This window comes from Pseudomonas fitomaticsae, from assembly GCF_021018765.1.
GTDB classification, from domain to species: domain Bacteria; phylum Pseudomonadota; class Gammaproteobacteria; order Pseudomonadales; family Pseudomonadaceae; genus Aquipseudomonas; species Aquipseudomonas fitomaticsae.
Genome location: NZ_CP075567.1, coordinates 4,706,239 through 4,729,516, shown reverse-complemented (window position 1 = coordinate 4,729,516; position 23,278 = coordinate 4,706,239). Strand labels below are relative to the sequence as shown.

At 59.9% G+C, this 23,278-nt stretch carries 17 protein-coding genes; 10 read left to right on the top strand and 7 right to left on the bottom strand.

Annotation, left to right across the window (positions count from 1 at the left end):
* Positions 1–6: 6 nt before the first annotated feature.
* The gene (gene mnmC, locus KJY40_RS21195) at positions 7–1,986 is read right to left on the bottom strand and encodes a bifunctional tRNA (5-methylaminomethyl-2-thiouridine)(34)-methyltransferase MnmD/FAD-dependent 5-carboxymethylaminomethyl-2-thiouridine(34) oxidoreductase MnmC (protein WP_230732567.1); all 1,980 of its coding nucleotides are present in this window, start codon (positions 1,984–1,986) and stop codon (positions 7–9) included.
* A gap of 173 nt (positions 1,987–2,159) precedes the next feature.
* Between mnmC and pap the strand changes: the two genes are divergently transcribed.
* Together pap and KJY40_RS21185 are read left to right on the top strand one after the other, a co-directional pair.
* Positions 2,160–3,674, top strand: a complete 1,515-nt coding sequence (gene pap, locus KJY40_RS21190; protein ID WP_230732566.1) for a polyphosphate:AMP phosphotransferase — start codon at positions 2,160–2,162, stop codon at positions 3,672–3,674.
* Between the two features lie 102 nt (positions 3,675–3,776).
* Positions 3,777–4,961: a thiolase family protein gene (locus tag KJY40_RS21185; protein WP_064383416.1), complete on the top strand. Its 1,185-nt coding sequence runs from the start codon at positions 3,777–3,779 to the stop codon at positions 4,959–4,961.
* Positions 4,962–5,097: 136 nt separating this feature from the next.
* Here the strand turns inward: KJY40_RS21185 and KJY40_RS21180 are convergent, their stop codons facing one another.
* Positions 5,098–5,292 carry a DUF6316 family protein gene (locus tag KJY40_RS21180; RefSeq protein WP_230732564.1) on the bottom strand — a complete coding sequence of 65 codons (195 nt, stop codon included), beginning with the start codon at positions 5,290–5,292 and terminating at the stop codon, positions 5,098–5,100.
* Positions 5,293–5,507: 215 nt separating this feature from the next.
* On the opposite strand from KJY40_RS21180, the gene KJY40_RS21175 reads away from it, so the two are divergent.
* Positions 5,508–6,467 (top strand): DMT family transporter, encoded by a 960-nt coding sequence (locus tag KJY40_RS21175; RefSeq protein ID WP_230732561.1) that lies wholly within the window; start codon positions 5,508–5,510, stop codon positions 6,465–6,467.
* 36 nt (positions 6,468–6,503) lie between these two features.
* On the opposite strand, the gene KJY40_RS21170 is transcribed toward KJY40_RS21175, so the two are convergent.
* Positions 6,504–7,898 carry a class II fumarate hydratase gene (locus KJY40_RS21170; RefSeq protein WP_085668121.1) on the bottom strand — a complete coding sequence of 465 codons (1,395 nt, stop codon included), beginning with the start codon at positions 7,896–7,898 and terminating at the stop codon, positions 6,504–6,506.
* Between the two features lie 193 nt (positions 7,899–8,091).
* Here KJY40_RS21170 and KJY40_RS21165 point away from each other — a divergent pair, with 193 nt between their 5' ends.
* From KJY40_RS21165 to KJY40_RS21145, 5 genes are all read left to right on the top strand, one after another.
* Positions 8,092–8,610: a DUF2059 domain-containing protein gene (locus KJY40_RS21165; protein WP_115078807.1), complete on the top strand. Its 519-nt coding sequence runs from the start codon at positions 8,092–8,094 to the stop codon at positions 8,608–8,610.
* Between the two features lie 12 nt (positions 8,611–8,622).
* Complete coding sequence (locus KJY40_RS21160) at positions 8,623–8,922, top strand: BolA family protein (RefSeq protein WP_007950896.1); 300 nt, start codon at positions 8,623–8,625, stop codon at positions 8,920–8,922.
* A gap of 117 nt (positions 8,923–9,039) precedes the next feature.
* Positions 9,040–9,981, top strand: a complete 942-nt coding sequence (trhO, locus tag KJY40_RS21155; RefSeq protein WP_230732558.1) for an oxygen-dependent tRNA uridine(34) hydroxylase TrhO — start codon at positions 9,040–9,042, stop codon at positions 9,979–9,981.
* 35 nt (positions 9,982–10,016) lie between these two features.
* Complete coding sequence (locus KJY40_RS21150) at positions 10,017–10,619, top strand: DsbA family protein (RefSeq protein ID WP_176504858.1); 603 nt, start codon at positions 10,017–10,019, stop codon at positions 10,617–10,619.
* Positions 10,612–12,429 (top strand): ABC transporter ATP-binding protein, encoded by a 1,818-nt coding sequence (locus KJY40_RS21145; RefSeq protein ID WP_230732555.1) that lies wholly within the window; start codon positions 10,612–10,614, stop codon positions 12,427–12,429. The genes KJY40_RS21150 and KJY40_RS21145 overlap by 8 nt, the downstream gene beginning before the upstream one ends.
* Position 12,430: 1 nt before the next feature.
* On the opposite strand, the gene KJY40_RS21140 is transcribed toward KJY40_RS21145, so the two are convergent.
* Positions 12,431–16,897, bottom strand: coding sequence for a hypothetical protein (locus KJY40_RS21140; protein WP_230732554.1), 4,467 nt, complete (start codon positions 16,895–16,897; stop codon positions 12,431–12,433).
* A gap of 231 nt (positions 16,898–17,128) precedes the next feature.
* Between KJY40_RS21140 and KJY40_RS21135 the strand changes: the two genes are divergently transcribed.
* Together KJY40_RS21135 and KJY40_RS21130 are read left to right on the top strand one after the other, a co-directional pair.
* Positions 17,129–19,591: an EAL domain-containing protein gene (locus tag KJY40_RS21135; protein WP_230732552.1), complete on the top strand. Its 2,463-nt coding sequence runs from the start codon at positions 17,129–17,131 to the stop codon at positions 19,589–19,591.
* A 46-nt stretch (positions 19,592–19,637) separates the two neighbouring features.
* Positions 19,638–20,432 carry a TenA family transcriptional regulator gene (locus tag KJY40_RS21130; RefSeq protein ID WP_230732550.1) on the top strand — a complete coding sequence of 265 codons (795 nt, stop codon included), beginning with the start codon at positions 19,638–19,640 and terminating at the stop codon, positions 20,430–20,432.
* Positions 20,433–20,493: 61 nt separating this feature from the next.
* Here KJY40_RS21130 and KJY40_RS21125 read toward each other — a convergent pair whose 3' ends face one another.
* The 3 genes from KJY40_RS21125 to mupP form a co-directional block, all read right to left on the bottom strand.
* A complete protein-coding gene (locus KJY40_RS21125) occupies positions 20,494–21,420 on the bottom strand; it encodes a GGDEF domain-containing protein (RefSeq protein ID WP_230732547.1) in 927 nt (308 codons plus the stop codon).
* Between the two features lie 362 nt (positions 21,421–21,782).
* Positions 21,783–22,523, bottom strand: coding sequence for a YciK family oxidoreductase (locus tag KJY40_RS21120; RefSeq protein ID WP_230732545.1), 741 nt, complete (start codon positions 22,521–22,523; stop codon positions 21,783–21,785).
* An 80-nt stretch (positions 22,524–22,603) separates the two neighbouring features.
* Positions 22,604–23,275: an N-acetylmuramic acid 6-phosphate phosphatase MupP gene (mupP, locus tag KJY40_RS21115; protein ID WP_230732543.1), complete on the bottom strand. Its 672-nt coding sequence runs from the start codon at positions 23,273–23,275 to the stop codon at positions 22,604–22,606.
* Positions 23,276–23,278: the final 3 nt, after the last annotated feature.

Sequence of the window (23,278 nt, the reverse complement as noted above, 5' to 3'; positions counted from 1 at the left end):
ATCCTGTCATTTGCCGCGTATCAGACGACGCAGTGCAAACCGGTTGGGATGACAAGCTTCGGCCACACTGCGAGGCAGGGGCAGTGGTTCGTTGTCCAGCCAGGCGGCGAGTAATTCACCCGACAATGGCGCGGTGATCAAGCCGCGTGAACCGTGGCCACTGTTGACGTACAAGCCCTCCAGCCATGGGCAGGTGATGTCCGGCACTTGCCGGGCATCCTTGCTCAAGGCGCGATAGGCCTCGGTGAAGGCCTCGCGATCGGCGAGCGGGCCGACAATCGGCAGGTAATCGGGGCTGGTGCAACGGAAGGCGGCGCGACCCTCAAGACTGTCGGCGTCGAGTTCGCCGATGTGCAGGCGCGCGACCAGATCCATGGAGATCTCTTCGAGCATCGCCAGATTGCCCAGGTGTTCGGCGGTGGTCGGGGTCAGGTCGTCGCTGTGGAAATCGAAACTGGCGCCGAGGGTGTGTTCGCCCAAGCGTGCCGGTGCGACATAACCTTCGGCGCACACGACGGTGCTCAGCGCCTGACTTTGTGTGGTCTGCGCCAGCCGGGTGATCTGCCCGCGAATGCGCTTGAGAGGCAGGTCGGCGCTTTGGGCAAAACGTTTGATTTCGGCGGCACCGGCCAACACCACGACAGGCGCAGTTGCGATCAATCGTTCACCGTCGAAGGCCTGCCATTGGCCGTCGACCTTGCGCAGTTCCATGGCTTCGCGATGGGCGAGCAGTGTGATGCCCGGTTGTGTGGAGTGCGCCTGACACAACGCGGGCGGATGCACCCAGCCGCCCTCGGGATAATACAAGCCGCCATGGGCCAGACCGATGCCGGCGCAGGCCTGCGCCTCGGGTTGATCGAGCCACTGTAAAAGGTCTTCGGGAAACGCGGCCGCCAGTTGCGCCTGACGCTCGCGCTCCTTTTCATTGAACGCCAGTTGCAGTACGCCGCAATCATCCCAGTCGGTGCCGCGTTGCAGGGTTTCCAGCAGACGACGGGTGTAGCCGAAACCGCTGACGATCAGCTGTGACAGTGCCGTGCCGTGGGCGGACAGTTTCAGGTACAGCACGCCTTGGGGATTGCCCGAAGCTTCCTGGGCCACGGCGTCATGTCGCTCCAGCAGGCTGACCTGCCAGCCCCGTGCCGCAAGGCTGGCAGCTGTGGCGCAACCGGCCAGACCGGCGCCGATCACCAGGGCGCGACGCTCACCAGTGACTGGAGTCGGGCGTGCGAACCACGGTTTGTCCTTTGCGGGCAGTGGAGCATCCTCTGGCCAGCCGAGAAACGCGCCGCGCAGGATTTCCCATTTGTGACCGATGCCCGGCGTGCGTTTCATCTTGAAGCCGGCCGCATTGAGCAAGCGACGCACCCAGCCGGTGCTGGTGAACGTGCTGATGGTCGAGCCGGGCGCCGCCAGCCGCGCCAGTTCGGCGAACAGTTCGGCGGTCCACATCTCCGGGTTTTTCGCCGGGGCGAAACCGTCGAGAAACCACGCGTCGATCTGCCCGTCCAGTTGCGGCAACTGCTCCAGTGCATCGCCGATCAACAGCGTCAGGGTCACGCGACCGTTATCCAGAACAATGCGCTGAAAGCCCTGATGAATTGCCACGTAATGCTTGAGCAACTGATCGGAGAACGGCTTCAGGTCGGGCCACAACGCTAGCGCCCGTTGCAGGTCGGTGGGGCTCAACGGAAACTTTTCGACGCTGACAAAATGCAGCCGCGCACCGGCCACCGCGTGCTGTTCGAACAACTGCCAGGCGCAGAGAAAATTCAGCCCGGTGCCGAACCCGGTTTCACCGATCACCAGTCGCCCACCCGCCGGCAGCGCGGCAAAACGCTCGGCCAGACGATTCTGTTCGAGGAACACGTAGCGGGTTTCATCCAGCCCCGACTGGTCGGAAAAATACACATCGTCGAACACTCGCGAACGCGGGCGTCCCTGGTCATCCCAGTCGAGTTGGGCGTGGGGCATTACAGGTTTCATGGCAGGCTCGGCAATGACAAGGCGGCCATTCTAGCCGATCACGCAGGCGGCGCTTGATCCATGGCAAGCCTCGCTGCAGATGACTCAAGGACAATCCGCCGCCGGCGGGAATTTCTGTGCCGCGTCAGAGCCCAATCCGCTAGTCTTGCTGAATCCTGGAAGGAGCCGTCCCTATGTTCGAATCCGCTGAAATCGGTCACGCCATCGACAAAGACACCTACGAAGCCGCCGTGCCCGCCCTGCGTGAAGCCCTGCTTGAAGCCCAGTTCGAGTTGCAGCAGCAGAAGCGTTTCCCGGTGATCATTTTGATCAACGGCATCGAAGGCGCCGGCAAAGGCGAGACGGTGAAGTTGCTCAATGAGTGGATGGACCCGCGCCTGATCGAAGTGCGCACCTTCGATCAGCAGACTGATGAAGAGCTGGCGCGACCACCGGCCTGGCGTTACTGGCGGATGCTGCCGGCCAAGGGGCGGATGGGGATTTTCTTCGGCAACTGGTACAGCCAGATGCTGCAGGGCAGGGTGCACGGTTTGTTCAAGGATCCGCGACTGGATCAGGCGATTGCCGGCGCCGAGCGCATGGAAAAGATGTTCTGCGATGAAGGCGCGCTGATCTTCAAGTTCTGGTTCCACCTGTCCAAGAAACAGATGAAGGCGCGGCTCAAGGCGCTGGCGGATGACCCTTTGCACAGTTGGCGCATCAGCCCGCTGGACTGGCAGCAATCGCAGACCTACGACAAGTTCGTCAAATACGGCGAGCGCGTGTTGCGTCGCACCAGCCGCGATTACGCGCCGTGGCATGTCATCGAGGGTGTCGACCCGTACTACCGCAGCCTGACGGTCGGCAAGATCCTGCTCGAAGGCCTGCAAAACGCATTGAAACGACCCGATGTGCACCCGCACGATGTCAGCGCCCAGCCGCTGGGCTCGTCGGTGGATCAGTTGAACCTGCTCGACAGCCTCAACCTGACCCAGCGCCTGGAAAAGAAAGACTACGAAGAACAACTGATCACCGAACAGGCGCGACTGTCCGGCCTGATGCGTGACAAGCGCATGCGCCGGCATGCGCTGGTGGCGGTGTTCGAGGGTAACGATGCGGCGGGCAAGGGCGGCTCGATCCGGCGTGTGGCGGCGGCGCTCGATCCGCGTCAGTACAACATCGTGCCGATTGCCGCGCCGACCGAAGAGGAGCGGGCGCAGCCGTATCTGTGGCGCTTCTGGCGGCACATTCCGGCCCGGGGCAAGTTCACCGTGTTCGATCGCTCGTGGTACGGCCGGGTGCTGGTGGAGCGGGTCGAGGGCTTTTGCAGCACCGCCGACTGGATGCGTGCCTATGGCGAAATCAATGACTTCGAGGAGCAACTGGCCGATGCCGGGGTGATCGTGGTCAAGTTCTGGCTGGCCATCGACAAGGACACGCAGATGGAGCGCTTTCAGGAGCGCGAAGAAATCCCGTTCAAGCGCTTCAAGATCACCGAAGACGACTGGCGCAACCGTGACAAGTGGGACGCCTACCGCGCCGCCGTGGGCGACATGGTCGACCGCACCAGCACCGAAATCGCGCCTTGGACCCTGGTCGAGGCCAATGACAAGCGTTGGGCACGGGTCAAGGTGCTGCGCACGATCAACCGCGCGCTGGAAGAGGCTTTCGAGAAGTCCGACAAGCGAGCCAAAAAGCACAAGGACTGAACCGATGGGCACGCATACGCGAGGTGAATGATTGTCGCGGTCGGCGATTGGGTGGACTTATGCTCGGTCCACTCCCAACCGACTGCAACAATGAGGTATGCCATGCGTGAAGTGGTGATCGTCGACAGCGTACGGACCGGCCTGGCCAAGTCCTTTCGCGGCAAGTTCAACCAGACCCGTCCCGATGACATGGCGGCCCATTGCGTCAATGCGTTGCTCTCGCGCAACGACATCGACCCGGCCAGCGTCGAGGACTGCATCGTCGGCGCCGGCTCCAACGAAGGCGCCCAGGGCTACAACATCGGCCGCAACGTGGCGGTGCTCTCGCAATTGGGCACCGGCACCGCCGGCATGACCCTCAACCGTTTCTGTTCGTCGGGTTTGCAGGCGATCGCGATTGCCGCCAACCAGATCGCTTCGGGTTGCAGCGACATCATCGTCGCCGGCGGCGTCGAGTCGATCAGCCTGACCCTGAAAAGCGTCAACACCGATCACCTGATCAACCCGTTGCTCAAGCAGCAGACCCCGGGCATCTACTACACCATGGGCCAGACCGCCGAAGTGGTGGCGCGCCGTTATGGCGTCAGTCGTGAAGCGCAGGATCGTTACTCGCTGCAAAGTCAGATCCGCACCGCCCAGGCGCAGGCAGCCGGCCTGTTCAACGATGAAATCGTGCCGATGGCGGTGAAGTACCGCGTTGAAGACAAGAACAGCGGTGAAGTGCAGATCCTCGACGGCATCGTCGATCGCGACGACTGCAACCGCCCGGACACCACTTATGAAAGCCTCGCCGGATTGAAACCGGTGTTCGCCGAGGACGGTTCGGTGACCGCCGGCAACTCGTCGCAGTTGTCCGATGGCGCCTCGATGACGCTGGTGATGAGCCTGGAAAAAGCCCTGCAACTGGGGCTCAAGCCTAAGGCGTTTTTCCGTGGGTTCACCGTGGCCGGTTGCGAGCCGGACGAAATGGGCATCGGCCCGGTGTTCTCGGTACCGAAACTGCTCAAGGCCAAAGGCTTGCAGGTGGCGGATATCGATCTGTGGGAATTGAACGAAGCGTTCGCTTCGCAGTGCCTGTATGCCCGTGATCGTCTGGAAATCGACAACGAGAAGTACAACGTCAACGGCGGCTCGATTTCCATCGGTCACCCGTTCGGTATGACCGGGTCACGGCAGGTCGGGCATCTGGTGCGCGAGTTGCAGCGGCGCAATCTGCGTTACGGAATCGTCACCATGTGCGTGGGCGGCGGGATGGGCGCGACCGGGTTGTTCGAAGCCGTACGCTAGGCCTTGAACGATACGTTGACCGGCAAATCGTAATCGCGGGCAAGCCCGCTCCCACACTGTTCGAGTGTGCTCACAATTCAGTGGCCACTCCGGAACCTGTGGGAGCGGGCTTGCCCGCGATCGGGTTCAGCACGGCTTATCTGTTGGAATCCATCAGTCGCATACGCTCGATGTAAGCCTTTATTTCCTGCTCGGCTTTCTCGGGGCTGTCGAACGGCCCTTCGAGGGTGTTTTCCCGGGTGCTGAAATACAATTCGCCGTTGACCCGGCACACGCGGTCGCTGCGAAAGTGCGTGGCGGGGGCGGTGTCCTGGGCGCGCATGCCTAACATGACGGGGTCTCCTTGGTGAGTGATGTCCCGGGCTGGATCCAATCAGCTTATGCCTGAACCACTTACCTTGCCCGGCCAGCCGATCAACGGCCCATCGTCAATTTTCTGCTGCGACCTGCACAGTTTCATTTGCGGCTGGAGCGCAACTGTCTCTGTGTCGGGCTGGGTCTGTGCGCCTAGAATGAGCGCTCCTGTCTCTGGCGCTTGGGGTTCTCATGCACGTTTCATCGGGTCGTTGGGTGTACGGCATGTTCCTGGCGTTGTTGACGGCATTTCTCTGGGGAATCCTGCCGATCAAGCTCAAGCAGGTGCTGGTGGTGATGGACCCGGTCACGGTGACCTGGTTTCGCCTGCTGGTGTCCGGCGGCTGTCTGTTCATTTATCTGGCGGCGACCAGACGGTTGCCGAGTCGCAAGGTGCTCGGGCCGAAGGGCGGCTGGCTGGTGCTGATGGCCGTGCTCGGGCTGGTGGGCAATTATGTGCTGTACCTGATGGGCCTGAACCTGCTCAGTCCCGGCACCGCGCAACTGGTGGTGCAGATGGGGCCGATCATGTTGCTGATCGCCAGTCTCTTTGTGTTCAAGGAGCGCTTCAGCATCGGTCAGGGCATTGGTCTGATGGTGCTGCTGATCGGATTCGCAATGTTCTTCAATCAGCGTCTGGCGGAATTGCTCACGTCTTTATCTGATTACACCGCCGGCGTGTTGCTGGTGCTGTTGGCGTCGACCGTCTGGACCTTCTATGCGTTGGGGCAGAAGCAATTGCTGACGGTGTGGAATTCGCTGCAGGTGATGATGGTGATCTATCTGTTCTGCGCTTTGCTGCTGACGCCGTGGGTTCATCCGCTCGAGGCGCTGGAGTTGAGCCCGTTGCAGGGCTGGCTGCTGCTGGCGTGCTGCATGAACACCCTGATCGCCTATGGCGCGTTTGCCGAGGCGCTGGCGCATTGGGAGGCCTCGCGGGTCAGTGCGACGCTCGCGATCACGCCGTTGGTGACGTTCGGTGCGGTGGCCGTGGCGGCGGGGGTGTGGCCGGAATATGTGCATGCCGAGCAGATCAATCTGCTGGGGTATGGCGGGGCGGTGCTGGTGGTGCTGGGTTCGGCACTGGTGGCGCTGGGTCCTTCGCTGATTGCCGGGCTCAAGGCCCGGCGGGCGAAACTGTTGGTCGGATGACCTTCCCGTGCCGGGCACGGGAAGGATCGGGATGGCTCAGCCCTTGGCACCGGCCTCGATCATGTTCTCCGGCCGCACCCAGGCATCGAACTCCTCATCGGTCAGATAACCCAGCTCCAGCGCCGCTTCGCGCAGGGTCTTGCCTTCGCTGTAGGCCTTCTTGGCGATTTCCGCCGATTTGTCGTAGCCGATATGCGGGTTCAGCGCGGTCACCAGCATCAGCCCGCGTTCCAGATGTTTCGCCATGACTTCGGCATCCGGTTCCAGCCCGGCGATGCAGTGTTGCTGGAAGTTGCTGCAACCATCGGCCAGCAGGCGGATCGATTGCAGCAGGTTGTGGATGATCACCGGTTTGAACACGTTCAGTTGCAGGTGGCCCTGGCTGGCGGCGAAACCGATTGCCACGTCATTGCCCAGCACCTGACAGGCGAGCATCGACAACGCCTCGCACTGGGTCGGGTTGACCTTGCCGGGCATGATCGAACTGCCTGGCTCGTTGGCCGGCAGGCGCACTTCGGCAAATCCTGCGCGAGGGCCAGAGCCCAGCAGGCGCAGGTCGTTGGCGATTTTCATCAGCGCCACGGCGAGGGTTTTCAAAGCGCCGGACAGCGTGGTCAACGGCTCATGGCCGGCGAGGGCGGCGAACTTGTTCGGTGCGGTGACGAACGGCAGACCGGACAACGCCGCGAGTTCAGCTGCAATCGCTTCGCCGAACCCATGGGGCGAGTTGAGGCCGGTGCCGACGGCGGTGCCGCCCTGTGCCAGTTCGCAGACTGCCGGCAGCGCCGCGCGAATTGCCCGTTCGGCATAATCCAGCTGCGCTATGAAACCGGAAATCTCCTGGCCGAAGGTGATCGGCGTGGCGTCCATCATGTGGGTGCGGCCGGTCTTCACCAGTTTCATGTGCCGCGCCGACAGCTCGGCCAGACCACCCGACAGCTCGGCAATGGCTGGCAGCAGTTGAGTCTGCACCGCTTGCGCGGTGGCGATGCTCATCGCAGTGGGGAAGCAGTCGTTGGAACTCTGCGAGCGGTTGACGTGATCGTTGGGGTGCACCGGCGTCTTGCCGCCGCGCGGGTTGCCGGCCAGTTCGTTGGCGCGCCCGGCAATCACTTCGTTGGCGTTCATGTTGCTCTGGGTGCCGCTGCCGGTTTGCCAGACCACCAGCGGAAACTGGTCGTCGTGCTGGCCGTCGAGCACTTCGTCGGCGGCCTGCTCGATCAGGCGGGCGATGTCGGCGGGCAGGTCGCCGTTGCGGTCGTTGACCCGGGCCGCGGCTTTCTTGATCAGGGCCAGGGCGTGCAGTACCGGCAATGGCATGCGTTCCTGGCCGATGGCGAAGTTGATCAACGAGCGTTGCGTCTGAGCGCCCCAGTAAGCGTCGTCCGGGACCTCGATCTGGCCCAGGCTGTCGGTTTCGATACGGCTCATCGTGCACACTCCTGTTGGTCTGTTTGCGCAGTTTAGGCCGGTGTCGGCCCGGGTGGTTCCCTCTGGCCGATTGTTGACCGGCAAATCCCCGCCAATCAAGCGCGGCAAGGGCCGGGGGTTGAGCCGCAGCGTTATTCAGGCGCAGAATGGTCGCCCTTGGGGTTTTACCTCGCCTAGCTGAAAAGGAAACTCGATGACTCGTCTTCGTGCCATCTGCACCGCGGTTGCCCTGGTTTGCGCCAGCGGCCAGGTGTTTGCCGATACCGCCAGCCACAACGCCAGTGCCGAAACTTTCCTGACCCTGGCGCACGCTGACAAGCTGGGCACTCCGGTGTACATGCAGGTTCAGCAGATGTTCGCCCAGCGTTTTGAACAGACCAAGGCGCCGGAATCCAAGAAAGCCGTACTGGATACCTACCAGGCCAAGGCCAACGCCGCCCTGGACCAGGCCATCGGCTGGAACAAGCTGAAGCCGGACATGGTCAAGCTCTACACCAGCAACTTCAGCGAACAGGAATTGAAAGATCTGGTCGCGTTCTACCAGTCGCCACTGGGCAAGAAAGTCCTGGAAAAAATGCCGCAGCTGACCCAGCAATCGGCCCAGATGACCCAGGCCAAACTGGAAAGCGCCGTACCGGTGGTCAACAAGCTGCTGGACGACATGACCAACGAGCTGGCACCGAAAGGCGCGGCTCCGGCCAAGAAGAAGTAAGCGGAGTTCGTGATGACCATGCAACAACGCATCGAATCGACGCTGGCGCTGCTTCAGCCTGAGCATCTGCAGGTGCTGGACGAAAGCCACATGCACAGTCGCGGGTTGCAGACCCACTTCAAGGCAGTGGTGGTCAGCGCGCAGTTCGAAGGCCTGAACCGGGTCAAGCGCCACCAGAAAGTCTACGGCACGCTCGGCGAGCTGATGGGCGAGTTCCATGCGTTGGCGCTGCACACCTACACCCCGCAGGAATGGGCAGAGACAGGCGTCGCTCCGGCGTCGCCGACCTGTGCCGGCGGCAGCAAGCATTGAGCCTTGCAGCAATGAACTGAGGTTTTTTGCTAGAATCCGCAACGCGCCGCTCACCCGGCGCGTTTTTTTTCGCATCCGGTTCACCCTTTACGAGGGTAGCCACCTGGAGAAATACCCATGACACAACCGATTGTCGTGGCGGCACTGTACAAGTTCGTCACCCTCGAAGATTACGTCAACCTGCGCGAGCCGCTGCTGCAAGCGATGGTCGACAACGGCATCAAAGGCACCCTGCTGATCGCCGAAGAAGGCATCAACGGTACGGTTTCCGGCAGCCGTGAAGGCATCGATGGCCTGCTGGCCTGGCTGCGCAACGATCCGCGCATGGTCGACATCGATCACAAGGAATCGTACTGCGACGAGCAGCCGTTCTATCGCACCAAGGTCAAGCTCAAGAAAGAGATCGTGACCCTGGGCGTCGAAGGCGTCGACCCGAACAAGAAAGTCGGCACCTACGTCGAGCCGCAGGACTGGAACGCGCTGATCAGCGACCCGGAAGTGCTGCTGATCGACACCCGCAATGATTACGAAGTCTCGATCGGCACCTTCGAAGGCGCCATCGATCCGAAAACCACCAGTTTTCGCGAATTCCCCGACTACATCAAAGAACACTTCGATCCGGCCGTGCACAAGAAGGTCGCGATGTTCTGCACCGGTGGCATCCGCTGCGAAAAAGCCTCGAGCTACATGCTCGGCGAAGGTTTCGAAGAGGTTTACCACCTCAAGGGCGGCATCCTGAAGTATCTCGAAGAGGTGCCGCAGGAAGAAACCAAATGGCAGGGCGACTGCTTCGTGTTCGACAACCGCGTGACCGTGCGCCATGACCTGAGCGAAGGCGACTACGATCAGTGCCATGCCTGCCGCACCCCGGTCAGCGTCGAGGATCGCGCCTCCGAGCATTACGTGGCCGGTATCAGCTGCCCGCACTGCTGGGACACCCTGAGCGAGAAGACCCGCCGCAGTGCCATCGACCGCCAGAAACAGATCGAACTGGCAAAAGCGCGCAACATGCCGCATCCGATCGGCTACAACTATAAGCAAGCATCCTCCGAGGCTTAATCATGTCTGCACGCCTGCTCTATGTGATGGATCCGATGTGTTCGTGGTGCTGGGGATTTGCCCCGGTGGCCAAGGCATTGGTGGAGCAGGCGCAGGCAGCCGGGGTGGAACTGCACCTGGTGGTCGGCGGGTTGCGCACCGGAAGCGGTGCGGCGCTGGAGCCGACCACCCGGCGCTACATTCTCGAACACTGGCAGGCGGTCACCGAGGCCACCGGCCAGCCGTTCAAGCTGGAAGGCGCGTTGCCGGACGGCTTTGTCTACGACACCGAGCCTGCCTGCCGGGCCATCGTCACCGCGCGCAGCCTGGCGCCGGATTGCGCTTGGAAACTCGTCGGGTTGATCCAGCACGCGTTTTACGCTGAAGGTCGCGATGTCACCCAGGCCAGCGTTCTGGTGGAGCTGGCGGAGAAGGCCGGCGTGCCGCGCATCGAATTCGCCGCCCTGTTTGATCATGCCGATCAACACAAGGCGACCCAGGCCGATTTCAGTTGGGTGCAGGATCTGGGCATCGCCGGATTCCCGACCCTGCTCGCCGAGCGCAACGGCCAACTGGCGTTGCTGACCAATGGTTACCAGCCGCTCAGTGAACTGTCACCGTTGCTCGGTCGATGGCTGGAGCGCGCGGCCTGTGTCTGACCCGGCCGATGACACGCCAGCCGTCAAGCGTGTCGACCGGCTGAGCTGGGCTGAAGTCCGGCGACTGGCACTTCATCACAAAAAATCCCTGTGGATCGCCAACGGCGTGGCCGTACTGGCGACGCTGTGCAGCGTGCCGATTCCGTTGCTGCTGCCGTTGCTGGTGGACGAAGTCCTGCTCGGCCACGGCGATGCCGCGCTGAAAGTCATGAACCACGTGCTGCCCTCGATGTGGCAGCAAGCGGCGGGCTACATCGGCCTGATGCTGGTGGTGACGCTGACCCTGCGCTGCAGCGCCCTGTGTTTTGGCGTGTTGCAGGCGCGGTTGTTTGCGCGGCTGGCCAAGGACATCGTTTATCGCATTCGCGTGCGGCTGATCGAGCGTCTGAAACGGATCTCCCTCGGTGAATACGAAAGCCTGGGCAGCGGCACGGTCACCACGCACCTCGTCACCGACCTCGATACCCTCGACAAGTTTGTCGGCGAAACCCTCAGCCGTTTCCTGGTGGCGATGCTGACCCTGGTCGGCACCGCCAGCATCCTGATGTGGATGCACTGGAAACTGGCGCTGCTGATCCTGCTGTTCAATCCGCTGGTGATCTACGCCACGGTGCAGTTGGGCAAACGGGTCAAGCATCTGAAGAAACTGGAGAACGACAGCACCTCGCGCTTCACCCAGGCGCTGAGCGAAACCCTCGATGCGATCCAGGAAGTGCGCGCCGGCAACCGGCAGGGCTTCTTCCTCGGACGCCTCGGCCTGCGGGCTCAGGAAGTGCGCAACTACGCGGTCAACTCGCAGTGGAAGACCGACGCCTCGAACCGCGCCAGTGGTCTGCTGTTCCAGTTCGGCATCGACATCTTTCGCGCGGCGGCCATGTTGACGGTGTTGTTCTCCGACCTGTCGATCGGCCAGATGCTCGCGGTGTTCAGCTACCTGTGGTTCATGATCGGCCCGGTCGAACAGCTGCTGAACCTGCAATACGCTTATTACGCGGCGGGCGGTGCGCTGTCGCGGATCAACGAACTGCTGGCCCGCGCCGACGAGCCGCAATACCCCGGCGGCGTCGACCCGTTCAAGGGCCGCGATACGGTCGGGATTCAGGTGCAGGGTCTGAGCTTTGGTTATGGCGACGAACTGGTGCTGGATCAGTTGAACCTGTCCATCGCCCCCGGCGAGAAAGTGGCGATTGTCGGCGCCAGCGGCGGCGGCAAAAGTACCCTCGTGCAATTGCTGCTGGGCCTGTACACACCGCTGGCCGGGGCGATCCGTTTCGGTGGATCGACCCAGCAGGAAATCGGCCTGGAAACAGTTCGGGAAAACGTCGCGGTGGTGCTGCAGCATCCGGCGCTGTTCAACGACACCGTGCGCGCCAACCTGACCATGGGTCGTACCCGCAGTGACGAAGCCTGTTGGCAGGCACTGGAAATCGCCCAGCTCGAATCGACCATCCGCGCCTTGCCGGACGGCCTGGACAGTATCGTCGGCCGCTCCGGCGTGCGTCTGTCCGGCGGTCAGCGGCAACGTCTGGCCATCGCGCGGATGATCCTCGCCGAGCCGAAAGTGGTGATCCTCGACGAGGCCACGTCAGCCCTCGACGCCGCCACCGAATACAACCTGCACCAGGCCATGGCGCGGTTCCTCCATGGCCGCACCACGTTGATCATTGCCCACCGGCTGTCAGCGGTGAAGCAGGCGGACCGGGTGCTGGTGTTCGACGGCGGGCAGGTTGCCGAGGATGGCGACCATCAGCAATTGATTGCCGATGGTGGTTTGTACGCCAAGCTGTATGGGCATTTGCAGCGGTTGTAGTTCATTTCCATATGACGTTGAGTGCGTTTTCTCCTCCCGTGTGGCCAAACAGTTTCATGATCACTGCGCAGGATTCACAAGGTGACATGGTCGTGGCGATGTTGACCGAGCGGATCGCTGTTTTATCGGGATATTTTCTGTGAAGGGTACGGATCAGTTTGCTTTCGCTGTCCAGTGACGTTGGCCGCTCGGGCAGTTCGGGATAGGTTTTGGGGATGGCCAAAAGGTTGTCATGACTGTCCATGAGCAGCGAAGTCTTGGTATTCAAGGCGTTCGAATCGATATTGAAATAGGTCGTGTCGCCGATCCTGATGTCTTCGGCACCGAGCCACGCCTTGAACAATGGCAGTTTCGAGGTGGTATCCGGTTCTCCGGAAACGCTGACATAGACTTCCCGCGCGCCATCAGTTTTCGTGACTTCGGCATAGGCGATGTTCCTTGGATGACGAGGACGAAGTGATCGAGGCAGCAGACTCTGCAGCTTCGTCATTGTGCGGTCGATCCTGAAGACGCTGCCTATTTTCTGATCGATCGTCGTTTCCTGGAACAAGGTGTCGAATATATCCGCAGTCCTTTTACGCAGCGTTGGCGATGCATCTCTGCTGCGCCTCCATGTGTTTGCGCCGTCGGGTAGCTCCGTGACCATCATTCGTGTCGAGTTGTCGAACAGCAACGCCTCACCGGGACTGGTGTCCACCTTCACAAATTTCATGTTGTCGGGTGGGCTGTGCGGAACACCCACGCGTATGGCGATCCGTTCCATCGATTCAATGGCATTTTCAACGGCGCTGATGCCGTAAAAAGCCGCCACATTGTTGGCGGTTAACGAGCCTTCATGGATCCGCAACAATTCTTCGCCGAGTGTGCCTTTCTCAAGGTCGGCTTTGAGCAATCGTTTCATGGTGACTGTCTGTAACTCGCTTAACTTTTGCCCGGCGGGCAGTCGCGCCAGGTAGTATTTGTCACCATTGACCCGGGTAAACAGATAGAGGGTGTCGTCGCCGATCGACGGCACCACAATGGCGCCGACTCGATGCAGTTCATGACTGCCTGTGTAGGTTCCCTGGATTTCGATCCGTGCGTAAATGCCTTTTTGAAATTGCACATCGGCGAGAATTTCTGCCTTGGGTTGTGGCCATGCCTTGGGAAAACCCAACTGGGTCATTTTGTTCGTCCAGGGCTTTACGTCGTCAGCCAGCGATCGATAGAGCACGCCATCCCGCAGAAAAAACTCTCCTTCATGCCCAGGCCTCGCAAGTGGGGTGCACCGCCTTTCACCAAACCAGAGTGCGTAACCTTTGGTTTCGTCAAATGAATGCAGCGCCGGGGTATTGATCGGATCGCCGTGCGCGTCCGTCACGAATTCGTTGATACAAACGCCTTTTGCAGGGGCACGTTTGATACGGCAAGAAGCGCGTTTGAAATTCTTGCTTTCGTCGATCAGTTCGATTCGACGTAGCCGGTTGCCGTCCAGCCTGTAGGGCACATCGTCGATAAACAGGGTGGTACGTCCATCGATCTCCGGGACCGCGCGGATCTGCGCATTCTCGGCAATTTTGACAGTCACCTGCTGATCCGTTGCCTCTAGCGCTTCATAGGATGAGCGGCCCGGCGATAGCCGGTAAGTCTTGTCCGCCAGCGGCGGACCGTATGGCTTGTTGCTGAGTGGGTCGATCAGTCGATAGTCGAACGGTCGTGCGTTGCTGACTTTGCGAACCGGCACATCGGCCACATTGCGGGTGTACGCCAGTTCGTCTGACGCCCCAGGCAGTTGAAAGTGACCCGGAGCCGATACCTGAGGCAGGCCCTTGATGAAGTCGTAGGTTCCGGTTCTTTCTGACAACCGTTTGATTAGCTTGATGGCGGTCTTCAATGCCAGTCGATTCACAGCATAAAGGCCAAGCACCAGACTTCTTGCCAGGCTTGGCATGCCGTCCAGCGGGTTGAAGTTCTGCAGGGATGAAACCATCAGTTTTGATAACAAGGGAGAAAACTGCGGGAGCGTATGCCTGTAGCCCATGCGAACTGATGTGGATACCAGCTTTGCCGTACCGGAAACGAATTTTCCGAGCGGCAAGGCGAAGGTCAGCGAGTCGGTGTACAGGCCAAATATGGCATTGATTCTTTTATTGGGATTGTCCGATTCGAGATCGTCAAGATTGCCAAAGAACGGTACAAAGTTTACGAACTTGTCGAGAAGGGTGTGGCGCTTTTCCTCCAGACGTTCCAGGTCGGTCTGTTTTCGGGCGCTTTCATACAAATCGTCTTCATCAAAATAGAAGAATGATTTCGCAATGTAGGTGGCTATTTCGGCGGCCCGATTCGTGGAAATGTAAGGTGGAAAAACGGACGGTGGCTCAGGTCGGTATGTATCACCCAGCTGTTCGATGATGGCTGTGCAGGTGGCTCCGTTTTTGGGTACATGCCCTTTGGCATGGGCATCCCAATCGAAGGGGAGTGACTGGCCGCGCCGGACCTTTACCCGCACCGTGCCGCGTATGCTCCATTGTTCAGTCGTGATTTGGCCGTTGAGCATGTCATCGGTGATATCGGTGCGTTTGCGAAGGATCCCGGCACGGGGCAGGCATTCATACCAGGAGGTTTTGCCGTTATTGCTCAATCGCAGGATCAGCCCCATACGCAACCGCAAGGGCATTGTCAGGGCAGAGGTTTCCTGATCGGCTTCGAGGTTTTGCGTCGCCTTTCTCAGCGTATGGATTTTCGTCTCGCCATACTCGATGGCTTGAAGATCATCATGGGGCAGGCAGGAGAACAGATGAGTCAGCAGTGTTTGATAGGCGGATTTGGTGGCTTTCAGCCAGGTTAAATATTCGGCTTCGAACAGTTGGTTGGCGTCAGGCAGCTTCCTGTTCCGGATGATTTGCGAAATCCAGGTGGCCGTCGTGTGCAGGGTGCCATCGGCGTTCAGGCTGAACGTGGCGGTGGTTGGCGTTTCGCCATCGGGCCGGGTGATGAGCCAGTTTTTATTGGCATGTCTTTTCCACAGGTAGACATCACGCAGGGACTCTCTCTTTTGTTTGAGGTCAGGCACCTGCCTGGACCCGCTGTCTGGACCGTAATACCTGACCAGTTTTCGACCATCGGTGGTGAATACTTGGTGTCCGAAAACCGTTCTGATTTCACGATCGGCGATATCCGGTCTTTTTGGTGGGTCGATATCCATTCGGGCAATGGCGGCGGTCAGCCTGCTGGTGCACTGATCGAGCGCTTCGATGGCACGTTGTTGTGTGGCCGGGCTGTAAGTGGCGTGAATGTCCTCCAGCACGATGCCGTTGGCGATTGCCCAGTCCATTGTCGGAGGAATCCGGCACCAGGCGATCAGTTCCTGCTCCTGTGCGGTGGCCGTTTTGAGTTCCTGCAAGGGAAAGTCCACGAGCTGCTGGAAAGTCATGTGTGATACCCGATGGGGCTCGATTGCTTCGACCAGATTGAGACCATGGACGAAGTTCACCCACACCAGAGAGCTTTTGTAGGGCAGATCTTCAGGCGTGTCGGATCGGTGAAAGTCGGTGGGAAATTCGAAACGGTACAGGGCGGCCAGCAAGATGGCTTCTAGGTCTGATGAGGCTCGCCTGCTTTGCAAAAGATGGCTCTCGAACTCGTTCCAGATGGCCTGATAGCTTTTTCCATAGTTGGATCGCTTGTGCCATTGATATCCAGCGATGTCTCTTGTTACAGCGGTATCTCGTCGCTCCCACAAACGAATGGCCCTGCTCAGCAATTTGTTGCGTGCGATCGGGGAAGCGTCTTCACCGGGTTTGCCGCCATACCAGTCAAGCTTCTCCAGCAGCGCCTGCGCCAGTCGGTTGGCGTCGGTCGATTGCAGCAGTTTTTCCAGAAATACCGTGGGTGTCGCACGAACGTTTGCGACAGTCGTTTGCGAGGGAAGGCTTTTTACGAGATAACCGATCAGTGAAGTTTCAGCCGCAGGAAGAAACTTACGGACGGCTTCGTGGATTTTCGATTCGGTGAGACGAGCAAGCAAGGTGTCAAGAGACGTGGAACGGGGTCTGTTGGCGAGAGGCTTGCGTTCTGACTCGTCGGGTGCACAGGCGAGTTCATCGATATCGATGCCGCTTTCCAGTTGTAGACTGTGCCGGGCACGTTTTTCTTCCAGAGCGTGCAAGGCGGCCCGGTGCTCCGTCGTATCCATGCGATTCCAGGGTTTCATGCCGTAATACAGTGCCATTGTGGCGAGACTGAATTGCCCGTCCGGACGCGGTTTCAATCCTGCTTTCCTTGCTGTCGCGGGGTTTTTGGCATCCAGATCCATCGGCGAGAACGGTTGGGGGCTGATGTAGGTGTCGGTCAGGGCAGAAGGGGTGGCGGGGGCCTCTCGCAGCTTCTGCAACAGTCTGCTGTACTCTTCCAGCAAGGCTTGGTAGTGGGTCGTGCAAGTGGGAGGCGCGTCAGATGAAGCGGGGATAGTGATGGATGAGCTTTGCATGAAGGTTTGTCCTTTTTGAATGATGCGATCCGTGCGGTTTCCGCTGCGCGGGTTTCGGCTGGAAATGCCGCTTGCAGTAGATCGTTTCGAAAAGGTTCGTCAGCGGTGCATATGTCTTGTCGGTAAAAAAGGATGAGGGGCCGGTGCTTGCCTAGACCGGCAAGCCCACCTAGTCTCGTGGTAGCGATTTCGTCCGGATGGCGAGCGGGCAGTGCTCATGCAAGGAATCCAATGAAACAAAAGCGGACTCTCGGAACGCCTCGGTTGTTGGGCATCGTCTGGCCATTCATCGCCGTCGTGCTGTTTCAGGCATTGCTGGGGGGGGTGAGCCTTTACGTTCTGTCGGCTGTTCGCGGCTATGTGGCAGGCGAAAGTCTCTGGTCCAAGGGCCAGAAGGACGCCATCTATTACCTCAATCTGTATGCCGACAGCCGTGACGAGGCGATTTACCTGAAATACAAGGCTGCGATTGCCGTGCCTCAGGGCGGCCATCAGTTGCGTCTGGCACTGGACAAGCAACCGCCCGACCTGCAAGCGGCGCGCGAGGGCATCCTCAAGGGCGGCAACCACCCTGATGATGTCTCCAGCCTGATCTGGCTGTACCTGAACTTTCGTCACTTCAGTTATCTGGAAACCGCGATTGACCGCTGGACGCTGGGCGACGCCTATCTGGTTGAGCTCGATGACGTGGCGCAGGAGATGCACCGGCGCATCACCGCCAACGCCGCCAGCGATGTCGATGTCCGCCGCTGGAAAGACCGGATCTTTGCCATCAATGACGGCGTGACGCCGGCCGCCAGAGCCTTCAGCGATGCCTTGGGCGAAGGCTCGCGGATGATCCTGCGTCTGTTGCTGTTTACCAACCTGGCGACAGCGCTGGGGCTGATCGTGCTGGCGCTGTTGCGCACCCGCAAACTGCTGAAACAGCGGCATGCCTTTGCCGAAGCGCTGCAACTGGAAAAGGATCGGGCCCATGTGACCCTGCATTCGATTGGCGACGGGGTGATCACCACCGATGTGAGCGGGGCGATCGACTATATGAACCCGGCCGCCGAGGCGTTGACTCACTGGAAGGCCGAGCAGGCCGCCGGTCTGCCGCTGGCGGCGTTGTTCAACTTGCTGGATGACAACGCCCAGACCGAAGGGCTGACCCTGATCGAGCACATCCTCAGCGGCCAGCTCACCGGCGGCAGCGAACACTCGAAGCTGATCCAGCGACTGGACGGCAGCACTGTGTCGGTGACGCTGGTTGGCGCGCCGATCCGCAACGCCGGCAAGGTCAGCGGTACGGTGCTGGTGCTGCATGACATGACCCAGGAGCGGCAATACATCGCCAATCTGTCGTGGCAGGCTACCCACGATGCGCTGACCGGCCTGGCCAACCGTCGCGAGTTCGAATACCGACTCGAACAGGCCTTGCACAACCTGACGCGACAGGCCGGACGGCATGCGCTGATGTTCCTCGATCTCGATCAGTTCAAGCTGGTCAACGATACCTGCGGGCATGCGGCCGGCGATGAATTGCTGCGGCATATCTGCGCGTTGCTGCAATCGGGTCTGCGCGAAGGCGACACCCTGGCGCGGCTGGGTGGTGACGAGTTCGGCATCCTGCTGGAGAACTGCGCTCCGGAGGCGGCCGAGAAGATCGCCGAGAGCCTGCGTCACACCGTGCAGAATCTGCATTTTGTCTGGAAGGGGCGGCCGTTCCTGACCACCGTCAGCATTGGTCTGGTGCACGTCGCACAGAACCCGACCACTCTCGAAGCCTCGCTGCGGGCCGCCGACATGGCCTGCTACATGGCCAAGGAAAAGGGCCGCAACCGGGTGCAGGTCTATCACGCCGACGATTCGGAGCTGTCCCTGCGCTTTGGCGAGATGGCGTGGGTGCAACGTCTGCACATGGCCCTGGAGGAGAACCGTTTCTGCCTCTACGCCCAGGAAATCGCCCCGCTGGGTTCGGTGGCCGGTGGCAAAGGCGGGCACATCGAAATTCTGCTGCGTCTGCATGACGAAGCGGGCCGAATGATTCTGCCGGACAGTTTCATACCGGCGGCCGAGCGTTACGGTTTGATGACCTCGCTGGATCGTTGGGTTGTGCAAAATGTATTTAAGGTTATTGCTCAATGTATTAACGAAGAGTGCGAAGGCCCACTGGCAATGTGTGCGATTAATCTTTCAGGCATTACTATCGGAGATGACGCGTTCTTGCACTTTCTACGGGAACAGTTTGATAACTACGGCGTACCGCCTGAAATGATTTGTTTTGAAATTACAGAAACCAGTGCCATTGCAAATCTCGGGAGTGCAATCAGATTTATTAATGAACTCAAAGGCTTGGGTTGTTATTTCTCACTCGATGACTTTTGTGCCGGAATGTCTTCATTCGCTTATCTGAAACATTTGCCTGTAGACTTCCTGAAGATCGACGGGAGTTTCGTAAAGGATATGCTGGACGACCCGATTAACCGTGCAATGGTCGAAGTGATCAATCACATCGGGCATGTCATGGGTAAGCAGACAATTGCCGAGTTTGTCGAAACGGCGCAGATCGAGCAGGCATTGCTTGAAATCGGCGTGGATTACGCTCAGGGTTATGTCGTAGAACGCCCGCAGTTGTTTACCTGTGACAGTTTGCAAAGTCGGCCCGCCAGACCGCAGCCGTTGTTATTCAAGGCGCCTGGTACGTTCCGTTGAAGTCTCTTGCCGATCCGTACAATCACAAATCAAAAGGAGCCGAACAGTGATCGACACATTCAACCGAACCGGACCACTCATGGAAGCTGCAAGTTATCCCGCCTGGGCGCAACAGTTGATCCAGGATTGCAGCGAGAGCAAACGCCGGGTTGTCGAACATGAACTTTATCTGCGCATGCGTGATAACAAGCTCAGCGCCAAAACCATGCGCCAGTACCTGATCGGGGGCTGGCCCGTCGTTGAGCAATTCGCGTTGTACATGGCGCAGAATCTCACTAAAACCAAGTTCGCCCGTCATCCGGGTGAAGACATGGCGCGGCGCTGGTTGATGCGCAACATCCGCGTCGAACTCAACCATGCCGATTACTGGCTGCACTGGAGCCGGGCACATGGGGTGAGCCTGGAAGATCTGCAGGCGCAGCAAGTGCCACCGGAGTTGCACGCCCTGAGCCACTGGTGCTGGCACACCAGTTCGGCGGATTCACTGATCGTGGCTATCGCGGCCACCAACTACGCCATCGAAGGCGCGACCGGGGAGTGGTCGGCGCTGGTATGTTCGACGGGGGTCTATGCCGCCGCCTTCCCTGAAGAGGATCGCAAGCGGGCGATGAAGTGGCTGAAGATGCATGCCCAGTACGACGATGCCCACCCTTGGGAAGCGTTGGAGATCATCTGCACGCTGGCCGGGACGAACCCGAGCAAGTCCTTGCAGGTGGAACTGCGACAGGCGATCTGCAAGAGCTATGACTACATGTACCTGTTCCTGGAGCGCTGCATGCAGCTTGAGCTGTCGGAGCGGGTGATGGTCGGGCGCGAGCGTCGGGCGCTGGTCGAGAGCTGATTTCGGCGACATCAATAAAAAAACGGGAGCCTCGGCTCCCGTTTTTGTTGGCTGCGAAAAATCAGCCCGCCATGGTCAGGCGATTGCGGCCCTCGCGCTTGGCGACATATAGCGCGCTGTCGGCGCGGCGCAGCAAGCTGTCGGCGGATTCGCCCGGCAACAGGGTCGAGCAGCCGAGGCTCACGGTCAGTTCGATCAATTGGTTATTGGCGTAGTAATCCTGGGCCTGCGCCGCCTGACGCAAGCGCTCGCCGACCATGGCAGCCGCATCGCGGCTGGTGTTGGACAGCAGGATCAGAAACTCTTCTCCGCCATAGCGAAAGACCATGTCGACGTTGCGCAACTGCCCCTTGATCGATGCGGCCACTGCTTTGAGCACGTCGTCGCCGGCGCTGTGACCATGGAGGTCGTTGACCTGTTTGAAATGATCGATGTCCAGCATCAGCAACGACAGCGGTTGCAGGTGCCGACGCGACATCTCGATTTCTCGCAGCAGCGTCTGCTCCATCGCAATGCGATTGCCGGCGCCGGTCAGCGGATCGCGCAGGGCGCTTTGCGTCGCGGCGCGGTAGAGCAGGGCATTGCGCATCGGATACAGCAGGGCCGACAGCAACGATTCGAGATTGCCCAGTTCCTGTTCGCTGAAGCGCTGGTTGCGGCGGAACACCAGTTCACCCATGTGCTCCCCTTCGTGGCTGAGGCTGTAGCTGGCCGAGTGGTGCCCGCGGGCACCGAACTCCAGGCGCAGGTCGCTGCCGTTGTGCACATAGGTCAAGGCGTCCAGAGGCACCAGGCGCTGAACTTCGCGGAAAAACAGACCGAGGATGCGTTGAGGCTCAAGGCTGGTTTGCAGTTGCAGGCTCATTTGCTGGCGCAATTGCGCCAGGCTGACAGGTCGCGCCAGGAGAGGCGGCTGCTGACCAAAGCCCAGGCGTTGCAATTTGGCACTGTCGAAGTCAATTGCAGTGGTCTGGGAGGGTGATTTCATATGGCGTGAGCCCCTAAGCAGTAAGTCTGTCTTACAGGCTGGGTGAGAGCGGCTATGGGCTGCGCGTCATACTGATCCATCAGTCCCGTAGGACATTTGGCACAAGTTTAGTCTGCCCGATGACGATTAGTCAGCTATCGAATCAGGCCTTGCCCGACTGCCTTCACTCGGCGTGCTTTGAGGAAATGTAGAGCGAAAGTCGTGCCACACGGTTCATATTTTTTGAAAACCGTTTCGAATCAACAAGTTGAAATTTTATAGGGGGGAAGTGTGGTGGTAATTTGACTGAATTTGCCGTGCTCAGAGCGGCAATTGCATGCCGCGGCGGTATTCCGCCACGGCAACAAAAGCGACGTATGGCATTACTGGGCGTTGAAGGCCTGGCCATTGATACCGGTGCTGTCGGGACCCATCAGGTACAGATAGACCGGCATGATCTCTTCCGGTGTCGGATTATTCAGCGGGTTTTCACCCGGGTAAGCCTGGGCGCGCATGCTGGTGCGGGTAGCGCCCGGGTTGATGCTGTTGGAGCGCACCGGGGCGACGTTTTCGACTTCGTCGGCCAGGGTTTGCATCAGGCCTTCGGTGGCGAACTTGGACACGCCATAGGCGCCCCAGTAAGCGCGGCCCTTGCGCCCGACGCTGCTGGAGGTGAACACCACCGAGGCGTCCTGCGACAGTTTGAGCAGCGGCAGCAGGGTGCTGGTCAGCATGAACATCGCGTTGACGTTGACCTGCATGACGCGCATGAAGTTTTCACCGGACAACTGCTCGATCGGCGTGCGCGGGCCGATGATCGAGGCGTTGTGCAGCAGGCCGTCGAGGTGGCCGAACTCCGTCTCGATCATTGCCGCCAGCTCATCGTACTGATGGGGCAGGGCGGTTTCGAGGTTGAACGGGATCACGGCCGGCTGCGGATGCCCGGCCGCTTCGATCTCGTCGTAGACCTCGGTCAGATTGGCTTCGGTCTTGCCCAGCAGCAACACGGTCGCGCCGTGGGCCGCGTAGGTCTTGGCGGCAGCCGCGCCGATGCCGCGACCGGCACCGGTGACCAGAATGACCCGGTCCTTGAGCAGTTCGGGGCGAGCGGAGTAATCAAACATAAGAAACCTCTAATCCGTTAACTTCTGATCGTTCCCGCGTCCTGCGCGGGAATGCAGCAATGGTCGCTTTGCAGCACCACTCAGCAACTGCACAGAGCGTTGTCGAGCACCTTGCGCAATTCCAGCGGATGATCCACCACCACGTCCGCGCCCCAGTGCCGAGGGTTGTCGTCCGGGTGAATGTAGCCATAGGTCACGGCAGCGGTCCTGGTGCCGGCGTCACGGCCGGATTCGATATCGCGCAGATCATCGCCGATAAACAGAACGGTCGACGGATCCAGATCAAGCATCTTGCAGGCGAGGGTCAGCATCTCGGGATCCGGCTTGCTGTTCTTCACGTGATCCGGGCAGATCAGCAGGGCCGAGCGCTCGGCCAGCCCCAGTTGCTGCATGATCGGCTCGGCGAAGCGCAGCGGCTTGTTGGTGACCACGCCCCAGGCCAGATTGGCTTTCTCGATGTCGGCCAGCAATTCGCCCATGCCGTCGAACAGCTTGCTGTGCACGGCGCAACCGACGAGGTAGCGCTCGAGGAACTCCAGACGCAATTCCTCGAAGCCCGGCGACTCCGGATCCATCGAGAACGTCACCGCGACCATGGCCTTGGCGCCGCCGGAGATTTCATCGCGGATATGTTTGTCGTTCATCGGCGGCAAACCGCGATCAGCGCGCATCGCCTGGCAGATGGCGATGAAGTCTGGCGCGGTGTCGAGCAGAGTGCCGTCCATGTCGAAAAGGACTGCTCTGATGGCCATCGG

Coding starts and splice junctions, on each gene's coding strand:
- mnmC (WP_230732567.1), bottom strand. CDS start 1,986: ATGAAACCTGTAATGCCCCACGCCCAACTCGACTGGGATGACCAGGGA.
- pap (WP_230732566.1), top strand. CDS start 2,160: ATGTTCGAATCCGCTGAAATCGGTCACGCCATCGACAAAGACACCTAC.
- KJY40_RS21180 (WP_230732564.1), bottom strand. CDS start 5,292: ATGTTAGGCATGCGCGCCCAGGACACCGCCCCCGCCACGCACTTTCGC.
- trhO (WP_230732558.1), top strand. CDS start 9,040: ATGACACAACCGATTGTCGTGGCGGCACTGTACAAGTTCGTCACCCTC.
- mupP (WP_230732543.1), bottom strand. CDS start 23,275: ATGGCCATCAGAGCAGTCCTTTTCGACATGGACGGCACTCTGCTCGAC.
- KJY40_RS21175 (WP_230732561.1), top strand. CDS start 5,508: ATGCACGTTTCATCGGGTCGTTGGGTGTACGGCATGTTCCTGGCGTTG.
- KJY40_RS21140 (WP_230732554.1), bottom strand. CDS start 16,897: ATGCAAAGCTCATCCATCACTATCCCCGCTTCATCTGACGCGCCTCCC.
- KJY40_RS21165 (WP_115078807.1), top strand. CDS start 8,092: ATGACTCGTCTTCGTGCCATCTGCACCGCGGTTGCCCTGGTTTGCGCC.
- KJY40_RS21170 (WP_085668121.1), bottom strand. CDS start 7,898: ATGAGCCGTATCGAAACCGACAGCCTGGGCCAGATCGAGGTCCCGGAC.
- KJY40_RS21125 (WP_230732547.1), bottom strand. CDS start 21,420: ATGAAATCACCCTCCCAGACCACTGCAATTGACTTCGACAGTGCCAAA.
- KJY40_RS21160 (WP_007950896.1), top strand. CDS start 8,623: ATGACCATGCAACAACGCATCGAATCGACGCTGGCGCTGCTTCAGCCT.
- KJY40_RS21135 (WP_230732552.1), top strand. CDS start 17,129: ATGAAACAAAAGCGGACTCTCGGAACGCCTCGGTTGTTGGGCATCGTC.
- KJY40_RS21120 (WP_230732545.1), bottom strand. CDS start 22,523: ATGTTTGATTACTCCGCTCGCCCCGAACTGCTCAAGGACCGGGTCATT.
- KJY40_RS21150 (WP_176504858.1), top strand. CDS start 10,017: ATGTGTTCGTGGTGCTGGGGATTTGCCCCGGTGGCCAAGGCATTGGTG.
- KJY40_RS21185 (WP_064383416.1), top strand. CDS start 3,777: ATGCGTGAAGTGGTGATCGTCGACAGCGTACGGACCGGCCTGGCCAAG.